At 50.2% G+C, this 24,186-nt stretch carries 21 protein-coding genes and 2 tRNA genes; 13 read left to right on the top strand and 10 right to left on the bottom strand.

Features of this window, described 5'->3' with window-relative positions:
- Positions 1-96: 96 nt before the first annotated feature.
- From ACMYR3_RS05230 to ACMYR3_RS05215, 4 genes are all read left to right on the top strand, one after another.
- Positions 97-918, top strand: a complete 822-nt coding sequence (locus ACMYR3_RS05230) for a fatty acid desaturase family protein (RefSeq protein ID WP_424195183.1) — start codon at positions 97-99, stop codon at positions 916-918.
- Between the two features lie 369 nt (positions 919-1,287).
- Entirely contained in the window at positions 1,288-3,846 is a 2,559-nt protein-coding gene (locus ACMYR3_RS05225) for a TonB-dependent receptor (RefSeq protein ID WP_424195181.1), read from the top strand.
- 201 nt (positions 3,847-4,047) lie between these two features.
- On the top strand, positions 4,048-4,935 hold the full coding sequence (locus ACMYR3_RS05220) for a DUF6920 family protein (RefSeq protein ID WP_424195179.1): 888 nt from the start codon (positions 4,048-4,050) through the stop codon (positions 4,933-4,935).
- Between the two features lie 120 nt (positions 4,936-5,055).
- Complete coding sequence (locus tag ACMYR3_RS05215; protein WP_424195177.1) at positions 5,056-5,454, top strand: GNAT family N-acetyltransferase; 399 nt, start codon at positions 5,056-5,058, stop codon at positions 5,452-5,454.
- A gap of 389 nt (positions 5,455-5,843) precedes the next feature.
- Here ACMYR3_RS05215 and ACMYR3_RS05210 read toward each other — a convergent pair whose 3' ends face one another.
- Positions 5,844-6,083 carry a hypothetical protein gene (locus tag ACMYR3_RS05210; protein ID WP_424195175.1) on the bottom strand — a complete coding sequence of 80 codons (240 nt, stop codon included), beginning with the start codon at positions 6,081-6,083 and terminating at the stop codon, positions 5,844-5,846.
- 92 nt (positions 6,084-6,175) lie between these two features.
- Between ACMYR3_RS05210 and ACMYR3_RS05205 the strand changes: the two genes are divergently transcribed.
- Positions 6,176-6,607 (top strand): Rieske 2Fe-2S domain-containing protein, encoded by a 432-nt coding sequence (locus ACMYR3_RS05205; protein WP_424195173.1) that lies wholly within the window; start codon positions 6,176-6,178, stop codon positions 6,605-6,607.
- Between the two features lie 228 nt (positions 6,608-6,835).
- Here ACMYR3_RS05205 and ACMYR3_RS05200 read toward each other — a convergent pair whose 3' ends face one another.
- On the bottom strand, positions 6,836-7,039 hold the full coding sequence (locus ACMYR3_RS05200) for a hypothetical protein (RefSeq protein ID WP_424195171.1): 204 nt from the start codon (positions 7,037-7,039) through the stop codon (positions 6,836-6,838).
- Here ACMYR3_RS05200 and ACMYR3_RS05195 point away from each other — a divergent pair.
- The 3 genes from ACMYR3_RS05195 (at position 7,038) to ACMYR3_RS05185 (ending at position 9,428) form a co-directional block, all read left to right on the top strand.
- The gene (locus ACMYR3_RS05195) at positions 7,038-7,355 is read left to right on the top strand and encodes a hypothetical protein (protein ID WP_424195169.1); all 318 of its coding nucleotides are present in this window, start codon (positions 7,038-7,040) and stop codon (positions 7,353-7,355) included. The two genes, ACMYR3_RS05200 and ACMYR3_RS05195, sit on opposite strands and share 2 nt — an antisense overlap.
- Before the next feature lie 250 nt (positions 7,356-7,605).
- Complete coding sequence (locus ACMYR3_RS05190; protein ID WP_424195167.1) at positions 7,606-8,181, top strand: hypothetical protein; 576 nt, start codon at positions 7,606-7,608, stop codon at positions 8,179-8,181.
- A gap of 419 nt (positions 8,182-8,600) precedes the next feature.
- Positions 8,601-9,428 carry a GGDEF domain-containing protein gene (locus ACMYR3_RS05185; RefSeq protein ID WP_424195166.1) on the top strand — a complete coding sequence of 276 codons (828 nt, stop codon included), beginning with the start codon at positions 8,601-8,603 and terminating at the stop codon, positions 9,426-9,428.
- Between the two features lie 128 nt (positions 9,429-9,556).
- Here the strand turns inward: ACMYR3_RS05185 and ACMYR3_RS05180 are convergent, their stop codons facing one another.
- Both ACMYR3_RS05180 and pepN read right to left on the bottom strand, forming a co-directional pair.
- Positions 9,557-10,564, bottom strand: a complete 1,008-nt coding sequence (locus tag ACMYR3_RS05180) for a class 1 fructose-bisphosphatase (RefSeq protein ID WP_424195164.1) — start codon at positions 10,562-10,564, stop codon at positions 9,557-9,559.
- Positions 10,565-10,700: 136 nt separating this feature from the next.
- The gene (gene pepN, locus ACMYR3_RS05175; RefSeq protein ID WP_424195162.1) at positions 10,701-13,373 is read right to left on the bottom strand and encodes an aminopeptidase N; all 2,673 of its coding nucleotides are present in this window, start codon (positions 13,371-13,373) and stop codon (positions 10,701-10,703) included.
- Positions 13,374-13,484: 111 nt separating this feature from the next.
- On the opposite strand from pepN, the gene ACMYR3_RS05170 reads away from it, so the two are divergent.
- Both ACMYR3_RS05170 and ACMYR3_RS05165 read left to right on the top strand, forming a co-directional pair.
- Complete coding sequence (locus tag ACMYR3_RS05170; protein ID WP_424195160.1) at positions 13,485-13,850, top strand: hypothetical protein; 366 nt, start codon at positions 13,485-13,487, stop codon at positions 13,848-13,850.
- A gap of 129 nt (positions 13,851-13,979) precedes the next feature.
- A complete protein-coding gene (locus ACMYR3_RS05165) occupies positions 13,980-14,642 on the top strand; it encodes a DUF4136 domain-containing protein (RefSeq protein WP_424195158.1) in 663 nt (220 codons plus the stop codon).
- A 125-nt stretch (positions 14,643-14,767) separates the two neighbouring features.
- Here the strand turns inward: ACMYR3_RS05165 and ACMYR3_RS05160 are convergent, their stop codons facing one another.
- On the bottom strand, positions 14,768-15,718 hold the full coding sequence (locus ACMYR3_RS05160) for a LysR family transcriptional regulator (RefSeq protein WP_424195156.1): 951 nt from the start codon (positions 15,716-15,718) through the stop codon (positions 14,768-14,770).
- 249 nt (positions 15,719-15,967) lie between these two features.
- On the opposite strand from ACMYR3_RS05160, the gene metE reads away from it, so the two are divergent.
- On the top strand, positions 15,968-18,283 hold the full coding sequence (gene metE / locus ACMYR3_RS05155) for a 5-methyltetrahydropteroyltriglutamate--homocysteine S-methyltransferase (protein ID WP_424195154.1): 2,316 nt from the start codon (positions 15,968-15,970) through the stop codon (positions 18,281-18,283).
- Positions 18,284-18,309: 26 nt separating this feature from the next.
- Here the strand turns inward: metE and ACMYR3_RS05150 are convergent, their stop codons facing one another.
- A complete protein-coding gene (locus ACMYR3_RS05150) occupies positions 18,310-19,311 on the bottom strand; it encodes a bile acid:sodium symporter family protein (RefSeq protein ID WP_424195153.1) in 1,002 nt (333 codons plus the stop codon).
- 374 nt (positions 19,312-19,685) lie between these two features.
- Between ACMYR3_RS05150 and rocF the strand changes: the two genes are divergently transcribed.
- Entirely contained in the window at positions 19,686-20,624 is a 939-nt protein-coding gene (rocF, locus tag ACMYR3_RS05145) for an arginase (RefSeq protein WP_424195151.1), read from the top strand.
- Positions 20,625-20,733: 109 nt separating this feature from the next.
- Here rocF and ACMYR3_RS05140 read toward each other — a convergent pair whose 3' ends face one another.
- Positions 20,734-21,168, bottom strand: coding sequence for a hypothetical protein (locus tag ACMYR3_RS05140; RefSeq protein WP_424195149.1), 435 nt, complete (start codon positions 21,166-21,168; stop codon positions 20,734-20,736).
- Between the two features lie 404 nt (positions 21,169-21,572).
- Here ACMYR3_RS05140 and ACMYR3_RS05135 point away from each other — a divergent pair, with 404 nt between their 5' ends.
- The gene (locus ACMYR3_RS05135; protein ID WP_424195147.1) at positions 21,573-22,907 is read left to right on the top strand and encodes a DUF3422 family protein; all 1,335 of its coding nucleotides are present in this window, start codon (positions 21,573-21,575) and stop codon (positions 22,905-22,907) included.
- A 291-nt stretch (positions 22,908-23,198) separates the two neighbouring features.
- Here ACMYR3_RS05135 and ACMYR3_RS05130 read toward each other — a convergent pair.
- The 3 genes from ACMYR3_RS05130 to pgsA all read right to left on the bottom strand — a co-directional run bounded on the left by ACMYR3_RS05130 (position 23,199) and on the right by pgsA (position 24,143).
- Positions 23,199-23,272: transfer RNA gene (locus ACMYR3_RS05130), tRNA-Cys, on the bottom strand.
- 129 nt (positions 23,273-23,401) lie between these two features.
- A tRNA-Gly gene (locus ACMYR3_RS05125) sits at positions 23,402-23,477 on the bottom strand.
- A gap of 87 nt (positions 23,478-23,564) precedes the next feature.
- The gene (gene pgsA, locus ACMYR3_RS05120; RefSeq protein ID WP_424195145.1) at positions 23,565-24,143 is read right to left on the bottom strand and encodes a CDP-diacylglycerol--glycerol-3-phosphate 3-phosphatidyltransferase; all 579 of its coding nucleotides are present in this window, start codon (positions 24,141-24,143) and stop codon (positions 23,565-23,567) included.
- Positions 24,144-24,186 lie beyond the last annotated feature (43 nt).

Below are 24,186 nucleotides of genomic sequence, written 5' to 3'. Positions count from 1 at the left end.
GCCCGATTCTGATAAAGCACCAATGCTGATCGGAATCAGGCCTCGATAGCAAGGCACGTGTGCCTATCCATTCTCAAGATTATTGGAGTCATGACCATGTTTAGCGTTTCTGCCAAGGATAGCTATCTCGTTCTTGTTGCGCTTGTCCAGTCATTCATTCTTTGTTTTACTGGCTATTATTTTAATGAACTGAGTACCCTGCAATGCTGGTTGCTTGGCATCATCAGTGTATTTTTGATTGGCACCAACTTTCAATGTGTTGCCCACAACTTCATCCATACACCATTCTTCAAATGGGATGTACTCAACAAAATCTACTCGATTGGCAATACCCTCTTAATTGGTGTGCCACAGTCCATCTATCGGGAACATCATCTCAATCATCATCAATACAATAATGATTATCGCGATGCTGAAACCGGTTTGACACGGGATTACTCATCCATCTATCGGTATAGCAAGGCGGGTAACAGCAAGCCTGAATCATTACTCGCTTATTCACTACTCGGAACATTCAGGACTGATCTGGTGCAGCTTTCCAAACGCGCCATTCAACATCAAAGAGGCAAACTCCTATTACTGGAATCTTTAGTCATGTTGGGTGCATTGGCTGTGATTGCTTATTTGAATCTGCCCTTTTTTCTGAAATTTGTGATTCCAGTCTGGTATGCCGGTCAGGTATTTGCCTATGCAGAAAACTATCTTGAGCACTATGGCGCCACCCCCGGTGATCGTAAGCGCAATTCCGTCAGTTGCTATACGGCTTGGTACAACTGGGTCTGGTTTAATAATGGTTACCATCAGGAACACCATTACCGCCCACAGGAACATTGGACCACCATCGGCACAATCAAGGCGCAGCTACCACCTGAGTCGGAGCGCTGCGTGGTTAAAGGTGCGCACTGGTTTAACTTATAGTCAACTGAACCCAGTTATTAACAACATCAATCTACCCCCTAAAGGTATCGACCTGGTAGACAAAAACAGCCAGCCATTGCTGGCTGTTTTTTAATGACGTGCTCTAATACCTCAATAAAACCATCAAACCATTTTTGGTGATCTCCAATTCAACATCCTGTGATGTCAGTTAAGCAAAGCAAGACAATGTCGCAAAAATCATGATTTCACCTGAAAAAACTCGGGAGTAATTCCCGACATGCAGTCTCAACCCAGCCAAAACCCTGATTTTTCAAGACAAGATTCTGCTGTTTTGCTAACGTTCAGTCCTCGCGCGGCCATGAATAATTCCCGCCAGTAGAAAAATAGCAAAATAACAGGAGGTTTCTCATGTTGTACCCACGTATTGGCTCGACACAGTCCAGTCAAAACAATTTCCCATTCAAAGGCAAGACGATTGCACTGGCCATTCTTGCCATCACCCAATCGTATGCCATCAGTGCCAAGGCTGCCGATCAGGTATTGCCAGAAATCACTGTCATCAGCACCACACCACTACCAGGTTTGGGAGTCAGTCGCGAACAGATTCCAGCACCTATCCAAACTCGAACAGGCCAACAGCTTGATAACAGTCACGCCACCGATTTGAGCCAGTTTATCAATCGTGAATTGGGTAGTGTTTTTGTTAACGAGATCCAGGGCAATGGTTTTCAGATGGATGTCAATTACCGTGGCTTCACGGCTTCACCATTACTGGGTACACCCCAAGGTTTGTCCGTGTATATGGATGGCGTTCGTTTAAATCAGCCATTTGGCGATGTAGTTAGTTGGGATTTGATTCCTAAATCTGCGATTGAGAGCATTACCTTGATGCCTGGCTCCAATCCGCTGTTTGGATTGAATACCCTGGGTGGTGCCCTATCCCTGCAAACCAAGAGTGGTCTGACTGCACCCGGCACGGTATTGCAAGCCACATTGGGTTCACATAATCGCCGCAATATGGAACTGTCACACGGTGGCTTTAACGACAAGGGTCTAAACTGGTTTGTGACGGGTAACTGGCATGCCGATGATGGCTGGCGCAATGACTCACCTTCCAAGGTCAGGCAGCTCTTTGGTAAATTGGGCTGGGCTGATGCACGTACCAGCGTCGCCCTGACGATGGCCTATGCCAAAAACAACCTGCAAGGCAATGGCTTGCAAGACCAGCAATTTCTTGCGCGTGACTATTCAAGCGTCTATACCAAACCTGACATCACCGAAAACCGCAACTTTGCCTTGACCCTGAATGGTCAACATGAGATTCGTGATGGCCTGGTATTTTCTGGTAATACCTATTACCGTAACCTGCACACATCAACGTTCAACGGTGACATCAACGAAGGTTCATTGGATCAGTCGGTGTATCAACCCAGTGCCGCTGATCGTACCGCACTCACCAATGCCGGTTATACCGGCTTTCCTACCAGTGGTGCCAATGCCGCCAATACGCCTTTTCCATTTTGGCGCTGTATTGCCCAGGCTTTGCAAAATGACGAGCCTGGTGAAAAATGCAATGGTTTGATTACCCGCGCCAGCAGCTCACAAAAAAATTACGGCGCATCAGGTCAACTGGCCTGGCAAGGCGAACTGGCGGGCAAGCGTAATCTGTTTACCGCCGGTGCAGCTTATGATGAAAGCCGCATCCGCTATAGCAAACTGACTGAGCTGGGCTACCTTAACCCGGATCGCAGTGTCACCGGCGTGGGTGCCTTTGCCGATGGCGTCACAGGTGGTGATATTGATGGTGAAGCACTCGATACGCAAGTCAATCTGAAAGGCAAATCAAGCACCTGGAGTCTGTTTGCCAGCGACACGCTAGCGTTGACAGAACAATGGAACTTGAATGCGGCAGCCCGCTATAACGAAACCTCGGTCCATAATACCGACCAGATTCATGCCGATGGCGATCCAGCTTCATTAAGTGGCAATCATCGTTTCAACCGCCTCAATCCGGCCATTGGCGTGACCTTTGTGCCAAGCAAATCATTAACAGCCTATGCTGGCTATAACGAAGGCAGCCGCGCACCAAGCGCCATTGAACTGGGTTGTGCCAACCCGGATCAGCCTTGCAAACTGCCCAACTCCATGGCGGGTGATCCACCACTCAAACAAGTGGTCACCAAAACCTTTGAACTGGGCATGCGTGGCAATGTCAATAACCAGGTGCGCTGGAATGCTGGCGTATTTCGTGCCGATAACTACGATGACATTCAATTTGTCGCTGACAATCAAGCCGGGTTTGGCTACTTTAAAAACTTTGGCAAAACCCGTCGCCAAGGTCTTGAGTTGGGTGCCAATACCAATATGGGTAATTGGCTACTGGGTGCCAACTACACCTACCTGGATGCGACGTATCAAAGTGGTGAAACCGTCAACGGCTCGGGCAACAGCAGCAATAGCTCCGCGCAAGACGGCAATCTGGGTACCGAAGGCACGATCCAGATTCGCCCTGGTGATCGCATTCCTCTGATTCCACGACAAATTCTCAAACTGTCTGCGGCTTATCAGTTCACCCCTGAGTTCACCTTGGGCACCAGCATGCAGGCACAGTCCGGCGTCATGGCACGGGGTAATGAAAACGGTCAACATCAGCCTGATGGCACCTATTACCTGGGGCAGGGTAAAACTGCTGGCTTTGCCATTTTTAATCTGGATGCCACCTGGAAAGCCACGCCACAACTGACCCTGTTTGCCCAAGTCAATAACATTTTGGATAAACGCTATGCCACCGCTGCGCAGTTAGGCTCAACCGGGTTTGATGCCAACGGCAATTTTGTTGCCCGCGCCTTCCCACGTCTGGCCAGTGGCGATTACCCGGTTGCTCAAAGCACGTTTTATGCGCCGGGTGCGCCAAGACAATTTATGATTGGTTTGCGTTACGCCTTTGATAAACCTGTCGTGCGTTAATTGACTTTACCGAGTTTTACCCCATGGGTTTGGTCACCCATCAATCTCATGGGTTGTCTGTCGTTCTTCATCTAGGTACTCCTTGAACAGATATAAAAGTTTATGCTTTTATATCTGTTTTTTTATGATCATCTGCAACACAAGCCACGCTGAATTGATTTATCACAGCCCGATGACTTTCATCTCGTTTAATCTATGAGCATGAGCACACGATTTTTAAAAAAAATCGCGATCGTCATCGGGCTTTTGCTAAGCCTGACGAACATCGCCTATTTCAGCCTGCAACAGCACGGCAACCAACGCTGGCAAGCCATCAGCGAGCAATTGCATGCCCAGCTTGAAGCCACCTGCTCGCCTGATCATCCCCACTTTGAATTTGACCCCGCTCAACTCACTGGCTTACCCGCGCCGGTACAACGCTATTTACGTAAAGTCTTACCCAAAGGTGCCCGCTTGGTGACTGCCGCCAACTTGCAGCACGATGGCCAGTTTAATTTGGCAGCCACGTCCGGCAAAGCCAATTGGGTTAACTTTACCTCGACCGAGCGCGTCATCACACATCATCCTGGTTTTGACTGGCATGGAAAAATTGATTATTTGCCGGGTATCGATATGCGGGTACATGACGCCTACATCTATGGCGAAGGTATCCTCAAGGCCAGCCTGATGGGCCGATTCACAGTAGCGGACAGGCATGATCGTGAGCAGCTGGCAGTGGCAGAGCTGCAGCGCTTTCTGGCTGAAGCGCCGTGGTATCCGACCCGCCTGCTACCCAATAGTGACTTGCAATGGCAAGCTGTGGATGATCACAACGCGATTGTCACCATCAATGATGGTATGCAACAGGCCAGCCTCAAGATCACTTTTGACAACAATGATCTGATCAGCCAGGTGCATGCTCAAACGCGTTACCGCTTGGTCGAAAACACCATGATTGCCTCACCCTGGCGTGGCCGCTTTTGGCAATATGCCAGGCATGATGGCATGCTGATCCCCGAAGCGGGTGAAGTTGGCTGGTTATTACCAGAAGGTTATCTACCCTACTGGCGTGGCACCTTGCATCAGGCCGATTATGAATTTGCACCTTGATATATTTAATAATTAAATATTTTATAGCATGCAATAACAATAGAGTCAGGCATTTGTATTATGATTGGGATCATATAATGATCATTTCGCCATTCACCAGGCCTTCATCACAACCTCGATATGAATCTCCGGTTTTTGCGCAATCATCCAATCAGCCCAAGCCAGGTTGCTCAGCTACTCGATGCTTCCGGTATCAAGCGGCCTACCGATGATTTGGCACGAATTGAAAAAATGTACGCCGAGGCCAATCTGATCATTTCTGCATGGGATGGTGAACGACTGGTCGGTATCGCACGTGCGTTAAGCGACTTTAGTTATTGTTGTTATTTGTCGGATTTAGCGGTCGATACTGCTTATCAAAAACATGGCATCGGCAAGGCCCTGGTTGAACAGATACAAGTGGCCAATGGACCACAGGTCTCACTGATCTTGCTCTCGGCGTCTGAAGCGATGGACTATTACGGCAAGCTGGGCTTTGACACGATCAACAATGGTTTTATCATGCGGCGGCAAAGCTGATAGATGCGTTGAGAGCGTGCGTGGCGGGGATTTTTTGCGCATCAGATACGTCCACATACATGCACCCAAATACATGCGCAAAAAACGCCTTAAAACCACCAAGAATGATGATATTCAAGGAGTATATTAGATATTTGACTTATTTAGTGCGTATTTATTAATCAAAAATAAATACACCATACCAGTATATATTTAAATCAAGCGCAGCAAGCCTGCCCTGGATTTACTGGAGAACACTCAATGGACAAACACTCATGAGCAACAGCCAAGCAACTCGGTCGCTCATTAATTGACCTGCTGATCGGCTTATCATTAAGTCGACTCAACTAGCCAATTCAACCAGCAAATTTAACCAACCAATTCGATCAACCGACTCACCCCCCTGTTACTTACCAGTCACTACTTTGCAAACCCCAAGGTTGCGAACCCGGCACCAGGGTAGCCTTGATACCAGCCTTGGCTACATCCTCAATGGTTTTATAGTAAGTGGCTTCGTGTGCCAAAGAACCACCCTTGCCCATCACCGCGACATAACGCGCCACGGCATCGACATCACAGGTATAACCACCACCAGGATCATCGGTACTGCGGATATTGCCATCCCAATCTACAAAATAACCTGCCGCCATCATCTGCTCCAAAAGATTGATTCGCCCCGACTTGTCTGCTTTCAGACAAAGTAACGTTGCTCATTGCAAATTTTTCCCAAAGTGCAGAATTCATGCCGACGGCAACAACGACTCATCCTCACCGTCAGAGGCATGACACTCAAGCATGGCTGGCAGCAGGTCTGGTCCATGCTAGTAGCAAGCCATTGTTATCCAAGGAGAAGATCATGGCGTTTGTTGATGTCTGCAAAAAGAGTTACCTCTATGAGGGTGAGATGGTGCCTTGCAAGGTGGGCGACCAGGAAATTGTCATCATGTGGCCCGAGCGCGGTTTGCCACGGGCCTTTGATGCAGTCTGTCCCCATGAACAGGTATCGCTGGCCAAAGGTGTTTTCAGTGGCCGTACACTGACCTGTATTGCCCACGGTTGGGTGTTTGACGGCCACACTGGCGAAGGCCTGTCACCACGCGGCTGCGAGCTGACCGAGTATCCTTTGCAGGTAACTGATCTGATGGTGCAAATTGATCTGGATGATCCGCTATAAATTCGACCATCCCCGAACAAGCAGGCGACATAACGTCAATCCAACCTGAATGACCAAATAATTAACACCGCATTATTTGTCGTACATCAAGTCTGGCCAATCTCATTGATGGCATGGATTTCGCCTTTTTCTACAGGCAAGCATCATTGTCTGTCAGCTTCACGACAAAGCATTCAATCAAAAAGGATCCCCATCATGCAATACGAACAACTTAAATCCACACTCAACTTATGTACGGGTACACGTCAGCTTGGTTACAGCGCGCCTTGCCACGGTACGCTCTACAAATGCACCAGCTGCGGCCACACCGGTTGCAAACAAACCAAAGACAACGCCTGCAGCGGCCAAGGCTTTTCCATGCTCGGTAAATGCTACGCCTGCGGCGGCTTCAAAAACGAATCCCTTCCTGAATAATTGATTGGAGTGCACCATGGAACCAGTTTTTATCAAAGAGACCAAGGATGGTCGTAAAGTCGAAGTGATTGATGGTCACGTTTGCCTGGACGGCAAACCGGAAGCCGAATATCTGGTTGAAGTTCATGAGCATCCCAACCGCCAGGCCATCAAAAAAGCTGCCCCGCGTGCCACACATATGGCGGGACGCCTTGCGCTCGACTCCGGTGAGGCCGATATTGCCAAGGCGGCATTGGCTGAAGCACAAAATGCCTTTGATCTGACTCCTGGTGCCATTGCCGAGCGGATGCGGCTGGTTTATATCAATCGTACTCGCATGATTGGTGTCGAATAAAGCACATTGAATTGGTCTGAGCCCCATATTGCTATATAGGCAATATGGGGCTTTTTTTATAGTCTTTTGACAATGCCAAGCCGCTGAGTTGAAAAACCAACAACAGTGATCTAGTTGTCATGAGTTGTAAATTTATACTGATGGATAGATAAAACATCCCTATTCATCGCTTAAGCACTCCCAGGCTGGGCCGATAATGGCTTCTGAAACCAGTTCATTTTCAAAGAATTTCAGAACCAGGGAGCAGTGCATGCAGTTTCAATCGATCACAGCCAGACTGACGTTGATGATAGCGATTGGCATCTTCTTTTTCTCTGCATTAAGTCTTTACCATCGCTGGCAAGTTACAAATACGCTATCGCAGGAAAAGCGCCTTGCTATCCATCATGCCATCCACAATACCGATTCGGTTTTGTACGCCATGCGAACACAAGTGGCAACGGATAAGCCGGCTGATCATCCGGTGCGCGATGCAACCTGGCGCATCATCAACACCATTAGCCGTGCTACCCATATGTGTGAGGCGGTACTCAAATCACAAGAAATTTCCATGCAGACGCAATGCAAGCAAGCGGTCAGGAGCCAGACCGAGCAAAGCGCTCGCAAGGAACTCGAATCAGCCACCCGAATTGGCCAGCAGCTTATCCAATTACATTACACCCAGCGCGCCACCGAGCAAGCAGTAGAACAAATCACCGCCACCGCGCGACAGGCTGCGGATAGTTCGCGAGCCATCAACCAGGGCATGATGAAAGTTTGGCAAGTCTTTGAGGAGCTCAATCTGCTCGCGACCCATTTCAAAACAGCTTACAGGCGCTGCCTATAGTCGTGGCGGATGGTCAACAGCGGGGTCTTCAACCGTGAATCCAACATACTTTTGACCAGGTAAACCATTAACGACGATGAAAATCCCCTGGCATGAGGCGGACGGCCCATCTCAACTCAATGAAAAACCAGGAGTATCTATAAATTATGGCTGATCAAGTGCGTTAATAAATAGGCTTAAAAAATACTAATGCCAGTATATGTTAATAGGTACCGGCATGAATCCGAACTCAGCAGCTTAGCAACCGACCTGAAGTTGCGCCTAAAAACATGAAATGTCTGACAAACTCTTTTGGTTGATTGTTAACTCTTACCAGTCGATCCGATTAATTTACGGTAACCTGAAACCTTGGAAACCGTGTTTGAAGCTTGAATCTTGCCCTTGCCAGACCCATTTTGACGAAACGGAATCAACCCGACATGCTCAATCAACTGAAGCCAGGCGAACCTGCAGATTCGTTTGACAACGCACCATCGTTGCAACGTTTTCTGCTTAAACTGGGCAGGCTGCAAACTGTCATGTTGATTACCCTGGTCACCTCGGTTTTAGTGACTCTGCTCACCATGATGACCAGCACCTATGTCTATGATCACATCCGTTTGATCGACATCCAGATTAATGTCTTTATTACCCTGGTCGCAGCGCCATTAATTTGTACCTACTTTATCAATTTAATGTTTGAACTTGACAAAGCACGCAAAGCCCTCGCCTATCTGGCTAACCGTGATCCATTGACCCAAACTCACAACCGTCGTTACTTCATGGACATTGCCAAGATAGAGTTTGATAAATCAGTACGACATCAACTGCCATTGTCCCTGATCATGCTTGATGTCGACAACTTCAAACAAGTCAACGATCAGTACGGCCACATTCATGGCGATCTGGTATTGCGCAATCTGAGTGATGCCATTCAACCACGCTTACGCAATCATGATCTCATGGCCCGTTATGGCGGCGAAGAGTTTGCCATTGTGCTACCTCATACAGAAGCCTCCGCCGCGCATTTTGTTGCTGCACGTCTATGTGAGATGGTCCCCAGCCTGCAGATTCAGAACAGTAGCGGTGAAACCATCAAGATCAGCATCAGTGTTGGTGTTGCCACCTTGCAACCATACATGAACGACCTCAATCATCTCATTGATGCGGCCGACCAGGCACTCTATCGAGCCAAACGTGCCGGTAAAAATCGTGTGGCAGTTGCCAGTGATGAATTGCCTAATCTGGACAGTGCACTTGCTCAATAATCGCATCTGATAAAAATATTCAAATTCTCAAGTATCAAATAAAAAGCGGTTAACCTTTGACAGTCAACCGCTTCTTATTTAAGGATCAGGCCAGCAACACACCAACCTGATTGATTTATCCAGGCTGATTAATTGGCTTCCAGATGATATTGCGTGACCCGTTCCACTTCATTTTTTGAACCAATCACTACCGCAACACGTTGATGCAGCTTGCCTGGTGCAATATCCATGATGCGTTGACGACCATCGGTTGAAGCACCACCCGCCTGCTCCACCAGAAAGCTCATTGGATTGGCTTCGTACATCAAACGCAACTTCCCGGGTTTTTCTGGCTCACGCGCATCCCATGGATACATGAACACACCACCACGGGTGATGATGCGATGCACATCCGCCACCATCGAGGCAATCCAGCGCATATTGAAGTCTTTACCACGTGGACCGGTCTTGCCGGCCAGGCATTCGTCGATATAACGTTTTACCGGTTTGTCCCAATGACGCATATTGGACATGTTGATGGAAAACTCTTTGGTGTCTTCCGGGATCTTCACATCTTTCTGGGTGAGAACAAAACTACCGGTCTCACGATCCAGCGTAAACATCGCCACACCATGACCAAAAGTCAGCACCAGAGTAGTTTGCGGGCCATATACGGTATAACCGGCAGCAACCTGCTGGCTACCCTTTTGCAAAAAGGCAGACTCACCAATATCCGTTGCCCCTTCCGGTTTTTTCAAAACAGAAAAGATGGTGCCGATTGACACGTTGACGTCGATGTTGGAAGAGCCATCCAGTGGATCAAACAACAGCAGGTAATCACCTTTGGGGTAATGCGTAGGAATGATATACGGATCATCCATTTCTTCAGAAGCCATACCGGCCAGACTGCCGCCCCACTCATTGGCTTCGAGCAGCACGTCGTTGGCAATCACGTCGAGTTTTTTCTGTGCTTCACCCTGCACGTTATCGGTGCCGGCAGCACCCAAAATATCGGCCAGCGCACCTTTGCTGACAGAATGGCTGATGGCCTTGCAGGCACGGGCCACAGTTTCAATCAGCAGACGCAATTCTGGCGCAATGGCATTGTGCTCACGCTGCTGTTCAATCAGATAACGGGTCAGAGTAATTTTTGACATGACGAAAATAGGTAAAAAACCCATGAGGTGGAAAACCCGCAGAGTTTAACCGACTTGTGCCGCACGACATGTGACGCTTGGCGCAAAATCGGCAGAAACACCCAAACAGCTTGCCGGACAAGCTCAAAATAACGGTTTAATTATCGAGTGCCTTGGAAATCACCTCGCGGGTATCCTTGGACAATACCGAGGCTTCATTCACCTTGAGCAAGGCCACCTGCATGGCCGAACGCAAGGATGGAATATATTTTTTCCAGCGATCCAGTGATCTGGCCAGGCGTGCCGCCACTTGTGGATTGATCGTATCCAGAATCAAGACCTGCTCCACCCAGAACGCGTAGCCACTACCATCGGCCTGATGAAACGCGGCCGGATTGGCATGGCAGAAGGTGGAAATCACCGAACGGGCACGATTGGGATTTTTGATGGAAAAATCGGGATGCTGCATCAAAGCCCGCACCTTGGCCAACAGCGGCTCATCCAAGGCCGACACGCGCCGCCCAGCCTGCAAGGCAAACCACTTGTCGACCACCAGCGCCTCCGTATGAAACATCGCATAAAACACGTCCAGCGCCACCTCGGCCTGGGGGGCAGCCACATTGACCAAGGCGGACAAAGCCGCAAAACGGTCAGTCATATTATCGGCCTGCTCAAACTGTTTATTGGCCGAAGCCAACCAACTGGCATCACTTGTTTCACACAAATAACCCAAGGCCAGATTTTTCAATGAGCGCTTGGCGGCAGATGTGGCATCGGGCGAATACGGCCCCTTGACCTGATGATTACGATAAGCCTGGGTCCATTCAGCCTTGAGCTCATGCGCCAGAGCACGACGCACAAACTGACGCGCTGCGTGAACGGCTTGTGGATCAATCTCCTTAAGCTGCTCGGCAATATAAGCCTCGGCAGGCAAGGTCAGTGCGACCTCACGAAACGCTGGATCCAGGGAGTCGTCCGTCAGTGTGGTGCGGTAGGCTTCGATAAACAGGTTGGGTAACTTTAAAGCCTTGCCCTGCTGATAATCGGCAATCATCTCCAACAACAATTGCAAAGCCAAACGTTGCCCGGCTTCCCAGCGATTAAATGGATCATTGTCACTGGCAAACAGATAGGCCAGTTCAAAGGCTTCGTAATCATGCTCAATCGCCACCGGTGCCGAAAAATTGCGCAGTAGTGATGGCAGCGGTTTGTAGGGCAAACCCACAAACTCAAAGGTTTGGCTGGTTTCGGTCAACTCCAGCACGCGCGTAGTACGGCTGCCAGCTTGCGCTTCACCAGCCAATTGCAGAGGAAAATCCTTGCCATCACGACCCAGCAAACCCATTGCTACAGGAATATGAAATGGCAGCTTGAACGATTGGCCTGGCGTGGTTGGACAGCTCTGCGTGAGCGTCAAAAAGTAGGATTGGTTCGCTGCATCATAAAAATCGGTCACCGCCACACAGGGTGTCCCGGACTGGCTGTACCAACGGCCAAACTGGGTCAGATCCCGATCATTGGCATCGGCCATGGCACGCAAGAAATCATCACAGGTCACGGCCTGACCATCGTGACGGGCAAAATACCAATCCATACCTTTGCGAAAGCCTTCGCGCCCCAGCAACGTCTGGTACATGCGCACCACTTCGGCTCCCTTTTCATAGACGGTGACTGTATAAAAATTACTGATCTCCTGATAACTGTCAGGACGAATCGGATGCGCCATCGGGCCTGCATCTTCTGGAAACTGGGCCGAACGCAGCACTCGAACATCTTCAATCCGCTTCACCACACGGCCCGATTCAGAGCCAATCATGTCGGCAGAAAACTCCTGATCACGAAATACAGTGAGTCCTTCTTTGAGCGAAAGCTGAAACCAGTCACGACAGGTGACGCGATTGCCAGTCCAGTTGTGAAAATATTCATGACCAACGACGGATTCAATATTGGCGTAATCGGTATCCGTGGCTGTGGCGGGATTGGCCAACACATACTTGGTGTTGAAAATATTGAGGCCTTTGTTTTCCATGGCGCCCATATTGAAATCACCCACCGCCACAATCATGAAACGATCCAGATCCAGCTCCAGCCCAAAACGCTGCTGATCCCAGCGAATTGACGCGACCAATGAGTCCATTGCATGCTGGGTTTTATCCAGATTGCCATGTTCCACATACACCTGCAACAAAGCCTGATGACCTGAAGCCTGCTGAATGGTTTTCTCCAGACATACCAGCTTGCCCGCCACCAATGCAAACAGATAAGCCGGCTTTTTGAATGGGTCCACCCATTTGGCCCAATGTCGATCAGGCGCAATATCACCTTGCCCAACCAGATTGCCATTGGATAACAGCACCGGATAGTCAATTCGATTGGCGTGCAATGTCACGGTAAAGATCGACATGACATCAGGCCGATCAGGATAATAGGTGATCTTGCGAAACCCTTCGGCTTCGCACTGGGTAAAGAAATTACCGGATGAGACATAAAGCCCCATGAGCGAAGTATTGCTGTTGGGCTGACAACTGGTGACAATTTCCAGTGCAAACTGTCCCTCGGGCAACGCATGAATTTCCAGCAGGTCATCCTGATCAAGGTGCGTCACGTTAAACGCACGATGTTCCAACCCATTGAGTCTGATCGATTGCAAGGTCAGGCCATGACCATCCAGCTTGAGTGACACAGCGGGCAGCAAACGGGTCAGCTGCATGCGATTGGTAACAATCGTTTTGGCTGGGTCAAGCTCAAAAGTCAGGTCAACAGCAGTGATCTCGAAGGGAAATGGTTGATAATCTTTACGATAAATCGTGACGGCTTGTTCAGTACGCATGGGCAAATGCTTTCGGCTAGCTGGTTCGCTGGTTGATACCGGCGATAATAGGGGTTATCTGTCTTGGTTATTTATCTTCTTGATAGCTTATTTTATTCTTCACTAAGGACTATGATGGTCATCAATCCAATTCGTTGCAAAACTCTTGCCATTTTATTGACTATCAGCACGCTTGGCCTGCTAAGCGCCTGTACACAGGAAACCCAGAACAAGATTGGCCGTGAAATCCTTAACTGGACTGGCACCAATGGGGTTCTGGAAGTCTATGCGGGTGACAAACTGGTGCGTCGCTTCATCAAGATCGATAAAATCAGCACAGCAACCGGCACCCAGGACAATCTGCCACGCCCCTACCGTTTTGGTTACGGCGTACTTGATGAAAACCTCAATATGCAAGCCGATCCTGGTGAGAAAAAGGTCTATTTTGAAATCAGCGATTACGCCAGCAACTACGTTTTCTTTGAAAACCCGCATTAATCACGGCCATGAATCAAGGCGTTATGGGATGAGCGGGCAAATTTATTTGGCATAAATCCAAGTACAAGGGAATTTGCACCCATCCATCCGCTCTAATCTGCACCTGCATAAAAGTAATCAAAATACCCTATGACAATGAGATATCAACATTTCCAATGGCTGGCCTTGTTGGCAATGACACTGCTGCTGTCTGGCTGTGCCACTACCTTTAACAGTAAGGTCACCACCTTTCATGACTGGACTACCGGGGCCGCACCGGGTGAACGTACTTATCAGTTTGCCCCCACACCCGCCCAGGCCAATGACCTGGAATACAAGAATTATGAGGATCTGTTACGCCTGGAGCTGGGTGGCTGGGGCTTTACCGAGGCACTCAATAGTCATCCCAAGTTTTTGATCAATGCCAATTACAAGGTGGACAGCCGTATCGAAAAGATTCGGGAAACTCGCCCTGATCCATTCATGTACTCGCCTTTTTATGGCTATGGTGGGTTTTATGGTGGTGGTTATTATGGTCGCCGTCGTCCTTTTTTCTATTACCCACCTCCCGTGGCCTATCAGGCAATCGAACGTGATGTACAGGTTTTTAGCAAACGTCTGACCTTGTCTATTTATGACGCCACAGCTCAAAAAACATTGGGTAAGAAACGTTATGAAGTAACCGCAGTCAATGAAAGTGGCAATGAGGACCTCGCACCGGTGATGCCATATTTGATCCGCAGTGCCTTATCCGACTTCCCAGGTAATAATGGTCAGGTTCGTGAAGTACGGATTGAGCTGCCCAAACAATAGCGCTCTTGCTGCCGGTCTTGTTGCAACACTTGTTGAAATCGATGCTGCAACAATTAGCCACTCCATCTATTGGCGCTTAGGTGGTGTGACAGCCAAGTTCACATCACTTAAAGAAATTCGTGCGCTCAGGCCAATCCAGTTTTCCTGATCGACACCAAACCAGGCAAAGTGGCAAAACAACTCGCCACGGCAGTCTTTAAAAAGTCCTGCATATAAGGTCGCGCCGCGGTTGCTTCGGTGGTAATGGCATAGAGTTCACTCCACAAACCCTTGCTACCAATGCGCTTGGCACACACATGGTCGTAATCCAGATAGTTTTTCAAGCCCCAACTGGGCAAGGCCGCCACACCCCGGCGGCTGGCCACCAACTGCAAAATCGCAATCGTCAATTCGGCAGTACGACGCGTGACAGCAATGCCAGCAGGTTGCAACACCTTGCGAATCAGATCAATACGTTCTTCTGGCACAGGATAGGTGATCAAGGTTTCGGCAGCAAAATCAGCTGCGGTCAGATGATGTTGCTGACTTAAAGCATGATCAGTAGGCAGGACCGCCATGATTTCAAAACCAAACAAGGGATGCGCAATCAAGCGCGCATTGGCATGTTGCGGCACTGTGTCCGAACCAATCACCACATCGGCACGATCTTCACTCAACAAGGCCAACGGATCACTATGAAAACCGGAGACCAGATCCAGCTCCACATCGGGCCAATACTGGCGAAAATCGTTCATCACCGGCATGAGCCAATCAAAGCAGGTATGACATTCCAGCGCAATGCGCAATGTCCCACTCGATTTGCTCGCAAGCTGGGCAAGATCACGCTCTGCAGCCCGAATTTGTGCCAGTACCGTATCAGCCAGTTGTGCCAGTCGCTCACCAGCAGCAGTCAAGGTCACACGCTGACCTTTGCGGTTTAACAAAGGCTGGGCATAGGCTGCCTCCAGAGCCTTGAGCTGATGTGACAAGGCTGATTGCGTCAAAAACACCCGCTCTGCCGCACGCGACACGCTACCCGTTTCACGAATCGCCAAGAGGGTTTTCAAGTGACGAATTTCTAGTTGGATATCAGCCATGACTCAACCTCATCCCCCAACAACCAGGCTGAATGAGTCTAAACCAGACAGAGCAAACGGCCATATAGGAGGCACTTGACCTGGTAGCAAAACACTCGGCAACATAGCTTATATTATGAATTTTATTCATGATTTTTTTATAAACTTTCATTGGATTCATAAGCTAGTTTGCCCCACACTGCGCTTCTTGGCAATCCCGTCGCTTCATTCGGGAATATTTTTGTCCACCCAATCTCTCGCAGGTAACACATGGCACTCGCACACAATCTTGGTTTTCCCCGCATTGGCAAACAACGTGAACTGAAATTTGCACTCGAAGCCTACTGGCAAGGCAAATCCAGTCAGGCCGAGCTCGAACAAACGGCCAGTAACTTGCGCGCTGCGCACTGGCAGGTGCAGCAATCACTCGATCTGCTCCCCGTTGGTGACTTTGCGTTTTACGATCCGATGCTCAGCACCACCCTGCTACTGGGGGCCCTGCCCAAGCGCTTTGCCGCATTGGCACAAAGTGGCAGTCCCCTGGATCTGCAATTTGCCATGGCGCGTGGTACAGCCGCACATCACGCCATGGAAATGACCAAATGGTTTGATACCAACTACCATTATCTGGTACCCGAACTCAGCCCAGATACCACTTTTACGCTAGATGCGAGTGCCTGGCTGGCGCAATGGCAAGAGACCAAAGCGCAGGGTATTGTGGCCAAAGGCGTATTGATTGGGCCGCTGACCTGGCTTTATTTGGGCAAGGAAAAAACAGCCGGGTTTGATCGTCTGAGCTTGCTGCCTGCTTTACTGACCACTTACCAACAGTTATTGCAAACATTGAGTGATCATGGTGTTAACTGGCTGCAAATCGACGAGCCCATTCTGACCCTGGAATTGCCCGAGGCGTGGCTGTCCGCCTTTCAAAACGCCTATGCCACACTCAATGCCACAGCCCGCATCAATTCACCCAAGCTGTTGCTGGCCACCTATTTTGACGATGTCAGTGCGCATGCCGACTGGCTCAAACCATTGCCGGTAGCGGGCTTGCATATTGATCTGTGCCGCGCACCAGAGCAACTGTCTGCCTTCCTCGATCAATACCCCGCCGACAAGGTGCTCTCGCTGGGCGTGGTGGATGGCCGCAATATCTGGCGCAATAACCTGAGTGCCACGCTTGATTTGCTGACAGCCGCCCATGCGCAACTGGGCGAACGTTTATGGATTGCACCAAGTTGTTCGTTGGCACATTGCCCGGTCGATCTGGCGCAGGAACACAAGCTTGATGCCGAACTGAAAAGCTGGCTGGCGTTTGCCACCCAAAAAGTGACCGAAGTGGCGTTACTGGTGAAGGGCTTGAATTTGGGTCGAGCCGCGATTGCTGACGAGCTTTCAGAATCAGATCGGGCAGTACAGGCTCGTCAGACTTCGGAGCGGATTCATCAGCCTCTGGTGCAAAACAAACTCAGTCAGCTCACAGGGCAATCCACCCGACGCAATTTGCCTTTCCAGCAACGCCAACCCTTGCAACGGCAACGCTTTGCACTACCGGCCTTTCCTACCACCACGATTGGCTCCTTCCCGCAAACCAGCACCATTCGCCAAACCCGTGCAGCCTATAAACGCGGTGAACTGAAGCATCTTGAATACCTCAACGCCATGCGTGCCGAGATAGCATTGGCGGTACGCAAGCAGGAAGAGATCGGCCTGGATGTGCTGGTGCATGGCGAGGCCGAGCGCAATGACATGGTCGAATACTTTGGTGAGCAGTTGCGGGGTTATGCCTTTACCGAGCTGGGCTGGGTGCAGAGTTATGGCTCGCGTTGTGTCAAACCGCCCATCATTTATGGCGATGTGTTTCGCCCCGAAGCCATGACGGTGGAGTGGACCCGTTATGCGCAAAGCCTCACTCAATTACCCATGAAAGGGATGCTGACTGGCCCCGTCACCATATTGCAATGGTCTTTTGTGCGTGATGATCAACCACGTGCTACCACAGCACTGCAAATTGCCTTGGCCATCCGCGATGAAGTGCAGGACCTGGAAGCCTCAGGCATTGGCATGATCCAGATTGATGAGCCGGCATTTCGCGAAGGCTTGCCACTCAAACAATCGCAATGGCAAAGCTATCTGGATTGGGCAGTCGCCGCATTTCAGGTTTGTTGCAGCAAGGTGGCTGACAACACGCAGATTCATACCCATATGTGTTATTCAGAATTTAATGATATTTTGCCGGCGATTGCCGCCATGGATGCCGATGTGATCACCATAGAAACTTCACGCTCCGATATGGAACTATTGCGTGGCTTTGGTGACTTTGCCTACCCCAACGAGATTGGCCCGGGCGTGTATGATATCCATTCTCCGCGCGTGCCTGCCAGCGCCGAAATGCTGCGGCTGATGCACAAGGCTTGCGAGGTAATTGCGCCAGAGAATCTCTGGATCAATCCCGACTGTGGCCTGAAAACCCGTAACTGGCCCGAGACCGAAGCGGCCTTGCACAATATGGTGGCGGTGGCCCACACCTTGCGCCAAGAACTGAGCAAGCAGCAAGCGAAGCATCCGGCTAATCAGGCGGCTTGAATGACAAGTTGAATGGTTGTGATGGACTAGCTGGTGCGCTGCGTCGAGGTAGCAGACTGGTCAGGTGGAGTCCGGTTGGCCCAGTGTTGCGCCAGCAAACCACCCAGGGCCAGTTGCAAGGGGTGATAGAGCATGATGGGCATCAGGATCAAACCCAGTGCCGGGTTGGCACCAAAGATCAGATGCGCCATCGGCACGCCCGAAGCCAGCGTTTTTTTGGAACCACAAAACACGGTGGCAATGCGATCTTCCATGGAAAAATCAAACACCGATGAGAGTATTTGCATCAGACCAAACATAATGCCAAAAATCAGCAAACAACCCACCATCACCAACGCCACCATCCCCAGCCCATAGTTGGACCAGATACCTTGCTGAACCGAATCGCTGAACGAGGTATAGACCAATAGCAAGATGGTGCCACGGTCGACCAGTTGAATACCTTGCTTATGCCGCGCCGCCCAGGCACCGAGCCAGGGCCGTGCCAGTTGCCCCAGCATCAAGGGCAAAAATACCCAGATCAACATATCGACTATCACCGGCCAGGCTGCAAACTGAATCCCGCTTTGGCCCAAAATCCAGGCCATCCAGAGCGGTGTCAGCACCACGCCAATCAGGCTGGAGAGAGTGGCATTAAACAAGGCCACCGGCACATTGCCACGTGCAGCCGCAGTGAGCGCCACCGATGACGACACGGTCGAAGGCAAGGCACATAGATAAAAAAAGCCCGTTTTCAATTCGGGTGTGAGCCAGTTGCCCCCCAGGCGAAACAGCCCCCAACCCAGTAAAGGAAAAAACAGAAAGGTGGCCAGCTGAATCAGCACATGTACTGGCCAGCGCAATACCCCATGCTTGAGTGATTGCAAACTCAAACCAAGGCCATTGAGTAAAAAAATCAGCGCAATACCCAGCTTGTTGAGTAGCTCTGGATGCAAAAAACCATTATGCGCACCGGGCTCCGGCCAGATAAACGCCAGCACCACGACCGCCACCATGCCTTGCATAAACCAGTCAAACTTGAATTTCATGACCCACTTTCGACAGACTTGCGCAACCTGCAGCACCTTCAGAAGAGAAATATACTACCATAGTGTATATTTTAAATATCAATATAAATGCACTTAACAAGCCAATAATTAACCATACTCCATCATAAATCGCGTTTATGGGAACAGAAGCAGACTTAAGAAAAACCGCCAGGACAGTTGGACAATGGGTTTTACAAGCCGTTCATCCCCAATCATGCTATCAGCATCCGCCGACATGCCACAAGCCATGCCTGGGTAATATTGCTTGCTGCAAACATGGTACTCGCTTGCGCTTAAGTCTGGACACCAACCCGGCACTGACGCATTATTTGCGATATCTTTAGCAATCCACCCTCTTCAAGAATTAGATCACTATGATGACCTCAGCCAGCGTCGCCCCCCACGTCACCCTGATTGGCGTTCCCACCGATATCGGCGCCAGTACCCGTGGTTGTTCAATGGGGCCAGAAGCATTACTGGTTGCTGGCATTGTGGCCGCGCTGCGGGCTCGTGGCCTGACCGTCAAGGATATGGGTGAACTGAGTGGCCCCGGCAATCCTTGCGCGCCAGCGCACAATGGCTACCGACATCTGGACGAAGTGATCAGCTGGAATCAGCAGGTTTATGCGAACGTGCTGGCCGAACTCACTGCCGGTAACTTACCCATCATGCTCGGTGGTGATCATTGTCTGGGCATTGGCTCCATCAGCGCGGTCGCGCATTACTGCCGCAGCATCAACAAGAAATTGCGAGTGCTCTGGCTGGATGCGCATGCCGACTTCAACACCAGCCAGCTCACACCGAGCGGCAATCTGCATGGTATGCCGGTGGCCTGTTTATGTGGTCATGGTCCGACCGGACTCATCACGCTCAGTGGCACTACACCGGCCCTCACAGCCGATGAACTGCGTTTGATTGGTATGCGTAGCGTTGACCCCGGTGAAAAGGAGTTTGTGGATAGCATGGCACTGGAAGTCTTTGATATGCGCCATATTGATGAAGTGGGCATGCGTGCCACCATGGCTGCCGCGCTGGATGGACTGGATGCCGACACGCATTTGCATGTGAGTTTTGATGTGGATTTCCTTGATCCGGATATTGCCCCAGGTGTGGGCACACCCGTGCGTGGCGGCCCCACCTATCGCGAGGCACAATTGTGCATGGAGATGATTGCCGATACCGGCCTTCTGGCTTCGCTCGATGTGGTGGAAATCAACCCGGCACTGGATCGACGCAATGAAACCGCCTTACTCGCCGTCGACCTGCTCGAAAGCCTGTTTGGTAAATCGACCTTGCTACGTGTACGGCCTTGAGGATTTGAGGATTTGAGGATTTGAGGATTTGAGGATCGTTAATATTACCGCCTCATGAAGCCATGTTGACGATCGCTCCCAAGCCGCAATTTTTTCGCCAATCGGTCAATCAATCCAGCTCAGCCACACTGCTCCGGGCTTTTTTACACAAGGCTTCGGCGCTGAGCACTTCATCCTTATCGCCCAGCTGCACAATCGCTGCAAAACTAGTGGCAAACACCCCGGCCAAAATGAACATGCAGGCATCTTCACGTGGATCCCCGCCGGAACCCAGCTTGATGGCGATATCCCGATCATCCAACGCAGCTTCAATCTGTGGCAGTTCAGTCAATGGCCGCAGAATGGGCTGCAGACGTGCCGTCACACCCCCATCTTCACCCACAATCACACAGGGCAGATACGCATTATTGGGAATGGTCGCTACCAGCGTGGCATATTCCACTTCGACGACCAGCTTAAATTTCAGGGCATTGATCGCCGCCTGCAAGGTGGCCTGATCGGGCAACTGCGCCTTGCGCAAATAAAGCGTATGAGGTTTAGCCATGGCTCAACTCCTGACCAGCCTGAGCTGAAAAGCGCCACAGTCTGACGAGCCCACACCACCAGCTTGTCGCTGACGCAACATTTCAGATAACAAAACCAGGGTTCTCAATCCGACAAGTAAGACAAGCATGACAAGTTTTCTCCTAAAGCGAGTCCATGCCGACATTCTGCAAACCCTATGCCTGTTGCCTTGCCATGTTGGCTCAATAGCAGCCACAACGAGACACCACCGGTTCCGCAAAGCCCTGTCACCAACCAAGTAACAAGCCACTCAACGGGAAAATACAGCCGCATACAACGGTCTTATTTCTCACCGCATTGGCAAGATGGCCTGATAAGATTGAAAATTAATCCATTGCCTTACTGTCATCATCAACGCAGTCATCTTTCCATTACCTGAAACCCATGCCAGCCACCCACGACTTACCTGCTGAACATCCCCTGCGTTCCCGCCTCAATGATGAACTGCATGCCCGCCCACCAGTCGCACTCTGGCCGCATGAGCGCATCCTGTATCTGGCCCTGTACAACACCCAGGATATGCATGACGCCGAAGAGCAGGCCTTGCATGGCCTGCTCTCCTCGCTGGAAGTCAGCCTGGCCATGCCCAAGGCGGCACATTTTGAATTTGAACTGCCCAGGTCGACCAAGTCGACTCATCTGCATCGCAATGCCTTGCGCATGAAAATTGAACGGCACACCGAATTCACCAGTTGGTGGTTTTTTGAACAAGTGACCCCTGAGACCGACTTCTTTCACTCCCCTGAAGATCTGTTGCCAGTTGGCTGGTTGCAATCATTACCAGGGCAACTCCTGGTCGCCGCCAATGTCACCCTGGTGACTAACGAAGCGCCCATCAACGTGACTGATCTGGCGGATAAATTTGATAACCACACGCTGATTGGCAATATGCTTGGCAACAATAATGCGCAAGCCTTTACCGATTTTCGTCTGAGCAAGGAAGGTCGCACCCGCATTTATGTTGCCAACCTGAGTATGGGTTCACGACAGATTGGCCGGATTGTGCAACGGCTGGTCGAGATTGAAACCTATCGCATGATGGCGCTACTGGCCTTCCCTGTAGCGCAAACCGTCTTGCCGGCCTTGGCAGCCAGTGAAAGTGAAATGGTCACGCTGAGCACCACGCTGACAGAACCGCTCCCCGAAGGTCAGGCCGAACCGGAGCGCGATAAACAAATGCAAGGACAAATCTCGGCACTGGCCTCGCGCATTGAAGCTGCTACCTCACAAAGTCGCAGTCGCTTCACCGCTTCTGAAGCCTATTATGACCTGGTCAAACGTCGGGTGATTGAGCTACAAGAAACCAATATCCGTGGCATTCAGGGCTTTGGTGAATTTATGGAGCGGCGTTTGTCACCCGCCATGCGCACCTGCCAGGCCACCGCACGACGTCTGGATGACCTATCGAAACGGATCAGCCGCCTAAGCCAGTTGCTGCAAACGCGGGTTGAAATTGAACGTGAAGAACAGAACTCGCGCCTGCTCAGCTCAATGGATCGGCGCGCCAAAATGCAGCTGCGCCTGCAGCAGACTGTGGAAGGTCTCTCGGTGGTGGCGATCAGTTATTACGCGATCGGTATTTTCAGCTACTTCATCAAGGCCATCAAAGCCACTGAATGGCATTTCAACAGTGACCTGTTGCTGGGCCTGTCAGCCCCAGTGATCGTGATCATCGTGGCGCGACTGCTGCACAAGACCAAAGAAAAATTGAACGATTAATTTTTTGAAAATTGCCAGCGCGCCAATCCCATGGCATGCTGGCAAGCACTTCAAGCAATCACATCGGTTAGCACCATGTGTACTCCTTGAGTCATTGGATTTTCAAAGTACTTCTAAATGAAAATCACAATACCCCAAGACTATCCCCTCAAAAACTTGGCTGTCAATAAACCTTCTTAGTCCCTGACAAACAAAAAACCCGCATCAACACCAAGTTTGATACGGGTTACTGGATTATCTTGGGCAGCTATAAATAGTGATTAAAAACGCAGGGATTAAAAGCACAGGAATTGGAGGCGGGAGCGGGAATCGAACCCACGTACACGGCTTTGCAGGCCGCTGCATAACCACTTTGCTACCCCGCCATGATGCTGCATAACATCAGGCTTGAATTTTAACCGGGCTTTGTGATTCTTGCATGTTTGCAAACATGTCTTCACGAAGCGGACTTCAAGCAAATAAAAAGGGAAGCGATTGCTTCCCTTTTTGAAACCTGGAGCGGGAGACGAGTCTCGAACTCGCGACCTCAACCTTGGCAAGGTTGCGCTCTACCAACTGAGCTACTCCCGCATCGAAAGAAGCGAAATTATGAAGGGTATTTACTCATCTGTCAAGCATCTTGATCTTCATCGACATGATATTTTCAAAGCCATGCCATCACATTGATGAACGTTCGCGAATCTTGGGCATAGCCAGCTTAAGGTAATAGAGCATCGACACCACCGTCAACAACGCCGCCACATAGATCAGCCAGGTACCAATCTGCAGGGTATCCAACCAACTGCTCAAGGTTTTATCCAGCAACAAAAATGGAATGGCCAACATCTGCGCAGTCGTCTTGATCTTGCCCAGTGAGTTGACAGCCACACTCTTGGTCGCACCCAGTTGTGCCATCCATTCACGCAATGCCGAAATGGTAATCTCGCGACCAATGATGATAATCGCAATGAGTGGCGATACTCGACCCAACATCAACAAGACAATCAGCGCCGACATCACCATCAGCTTATCGGCCACTGGATCAAGAAAAGCACCAAAGGCCGATGTCTGCTTCAACCTGCGTGCCAGAAAACCATCAAACCAGTCAGTCAGCGCAGCAACAATGAAAATCAAAGTGGCCAACAGATTCTTTTCATTGATACTTAAAAAATCATTGGGCAGGTAATACACACCCGCCAATAAAGGAATTAGCAGGATGCGCAACCAAGTCAGAAAAATGGGCAGATTAAAGGGCACGGTCGGTCAGCGAAAAGAAAGTTGCGTCGATTGTATCGGACTA

This window comes from Ampullimonas aquatilis, assembly GCF_049675895.1.
GTDB lineage: Bacteria > Pseudomonadota > Gammaproteobacteria > Burkholderiales > Burkholderiaceae_D > Ampullimonas > Ampullimonas aquatilis.
Note: the sequence above shows the minus strand (reverse complement) of the source record. Positions and strands in the feature narration are given on the sequence as shown.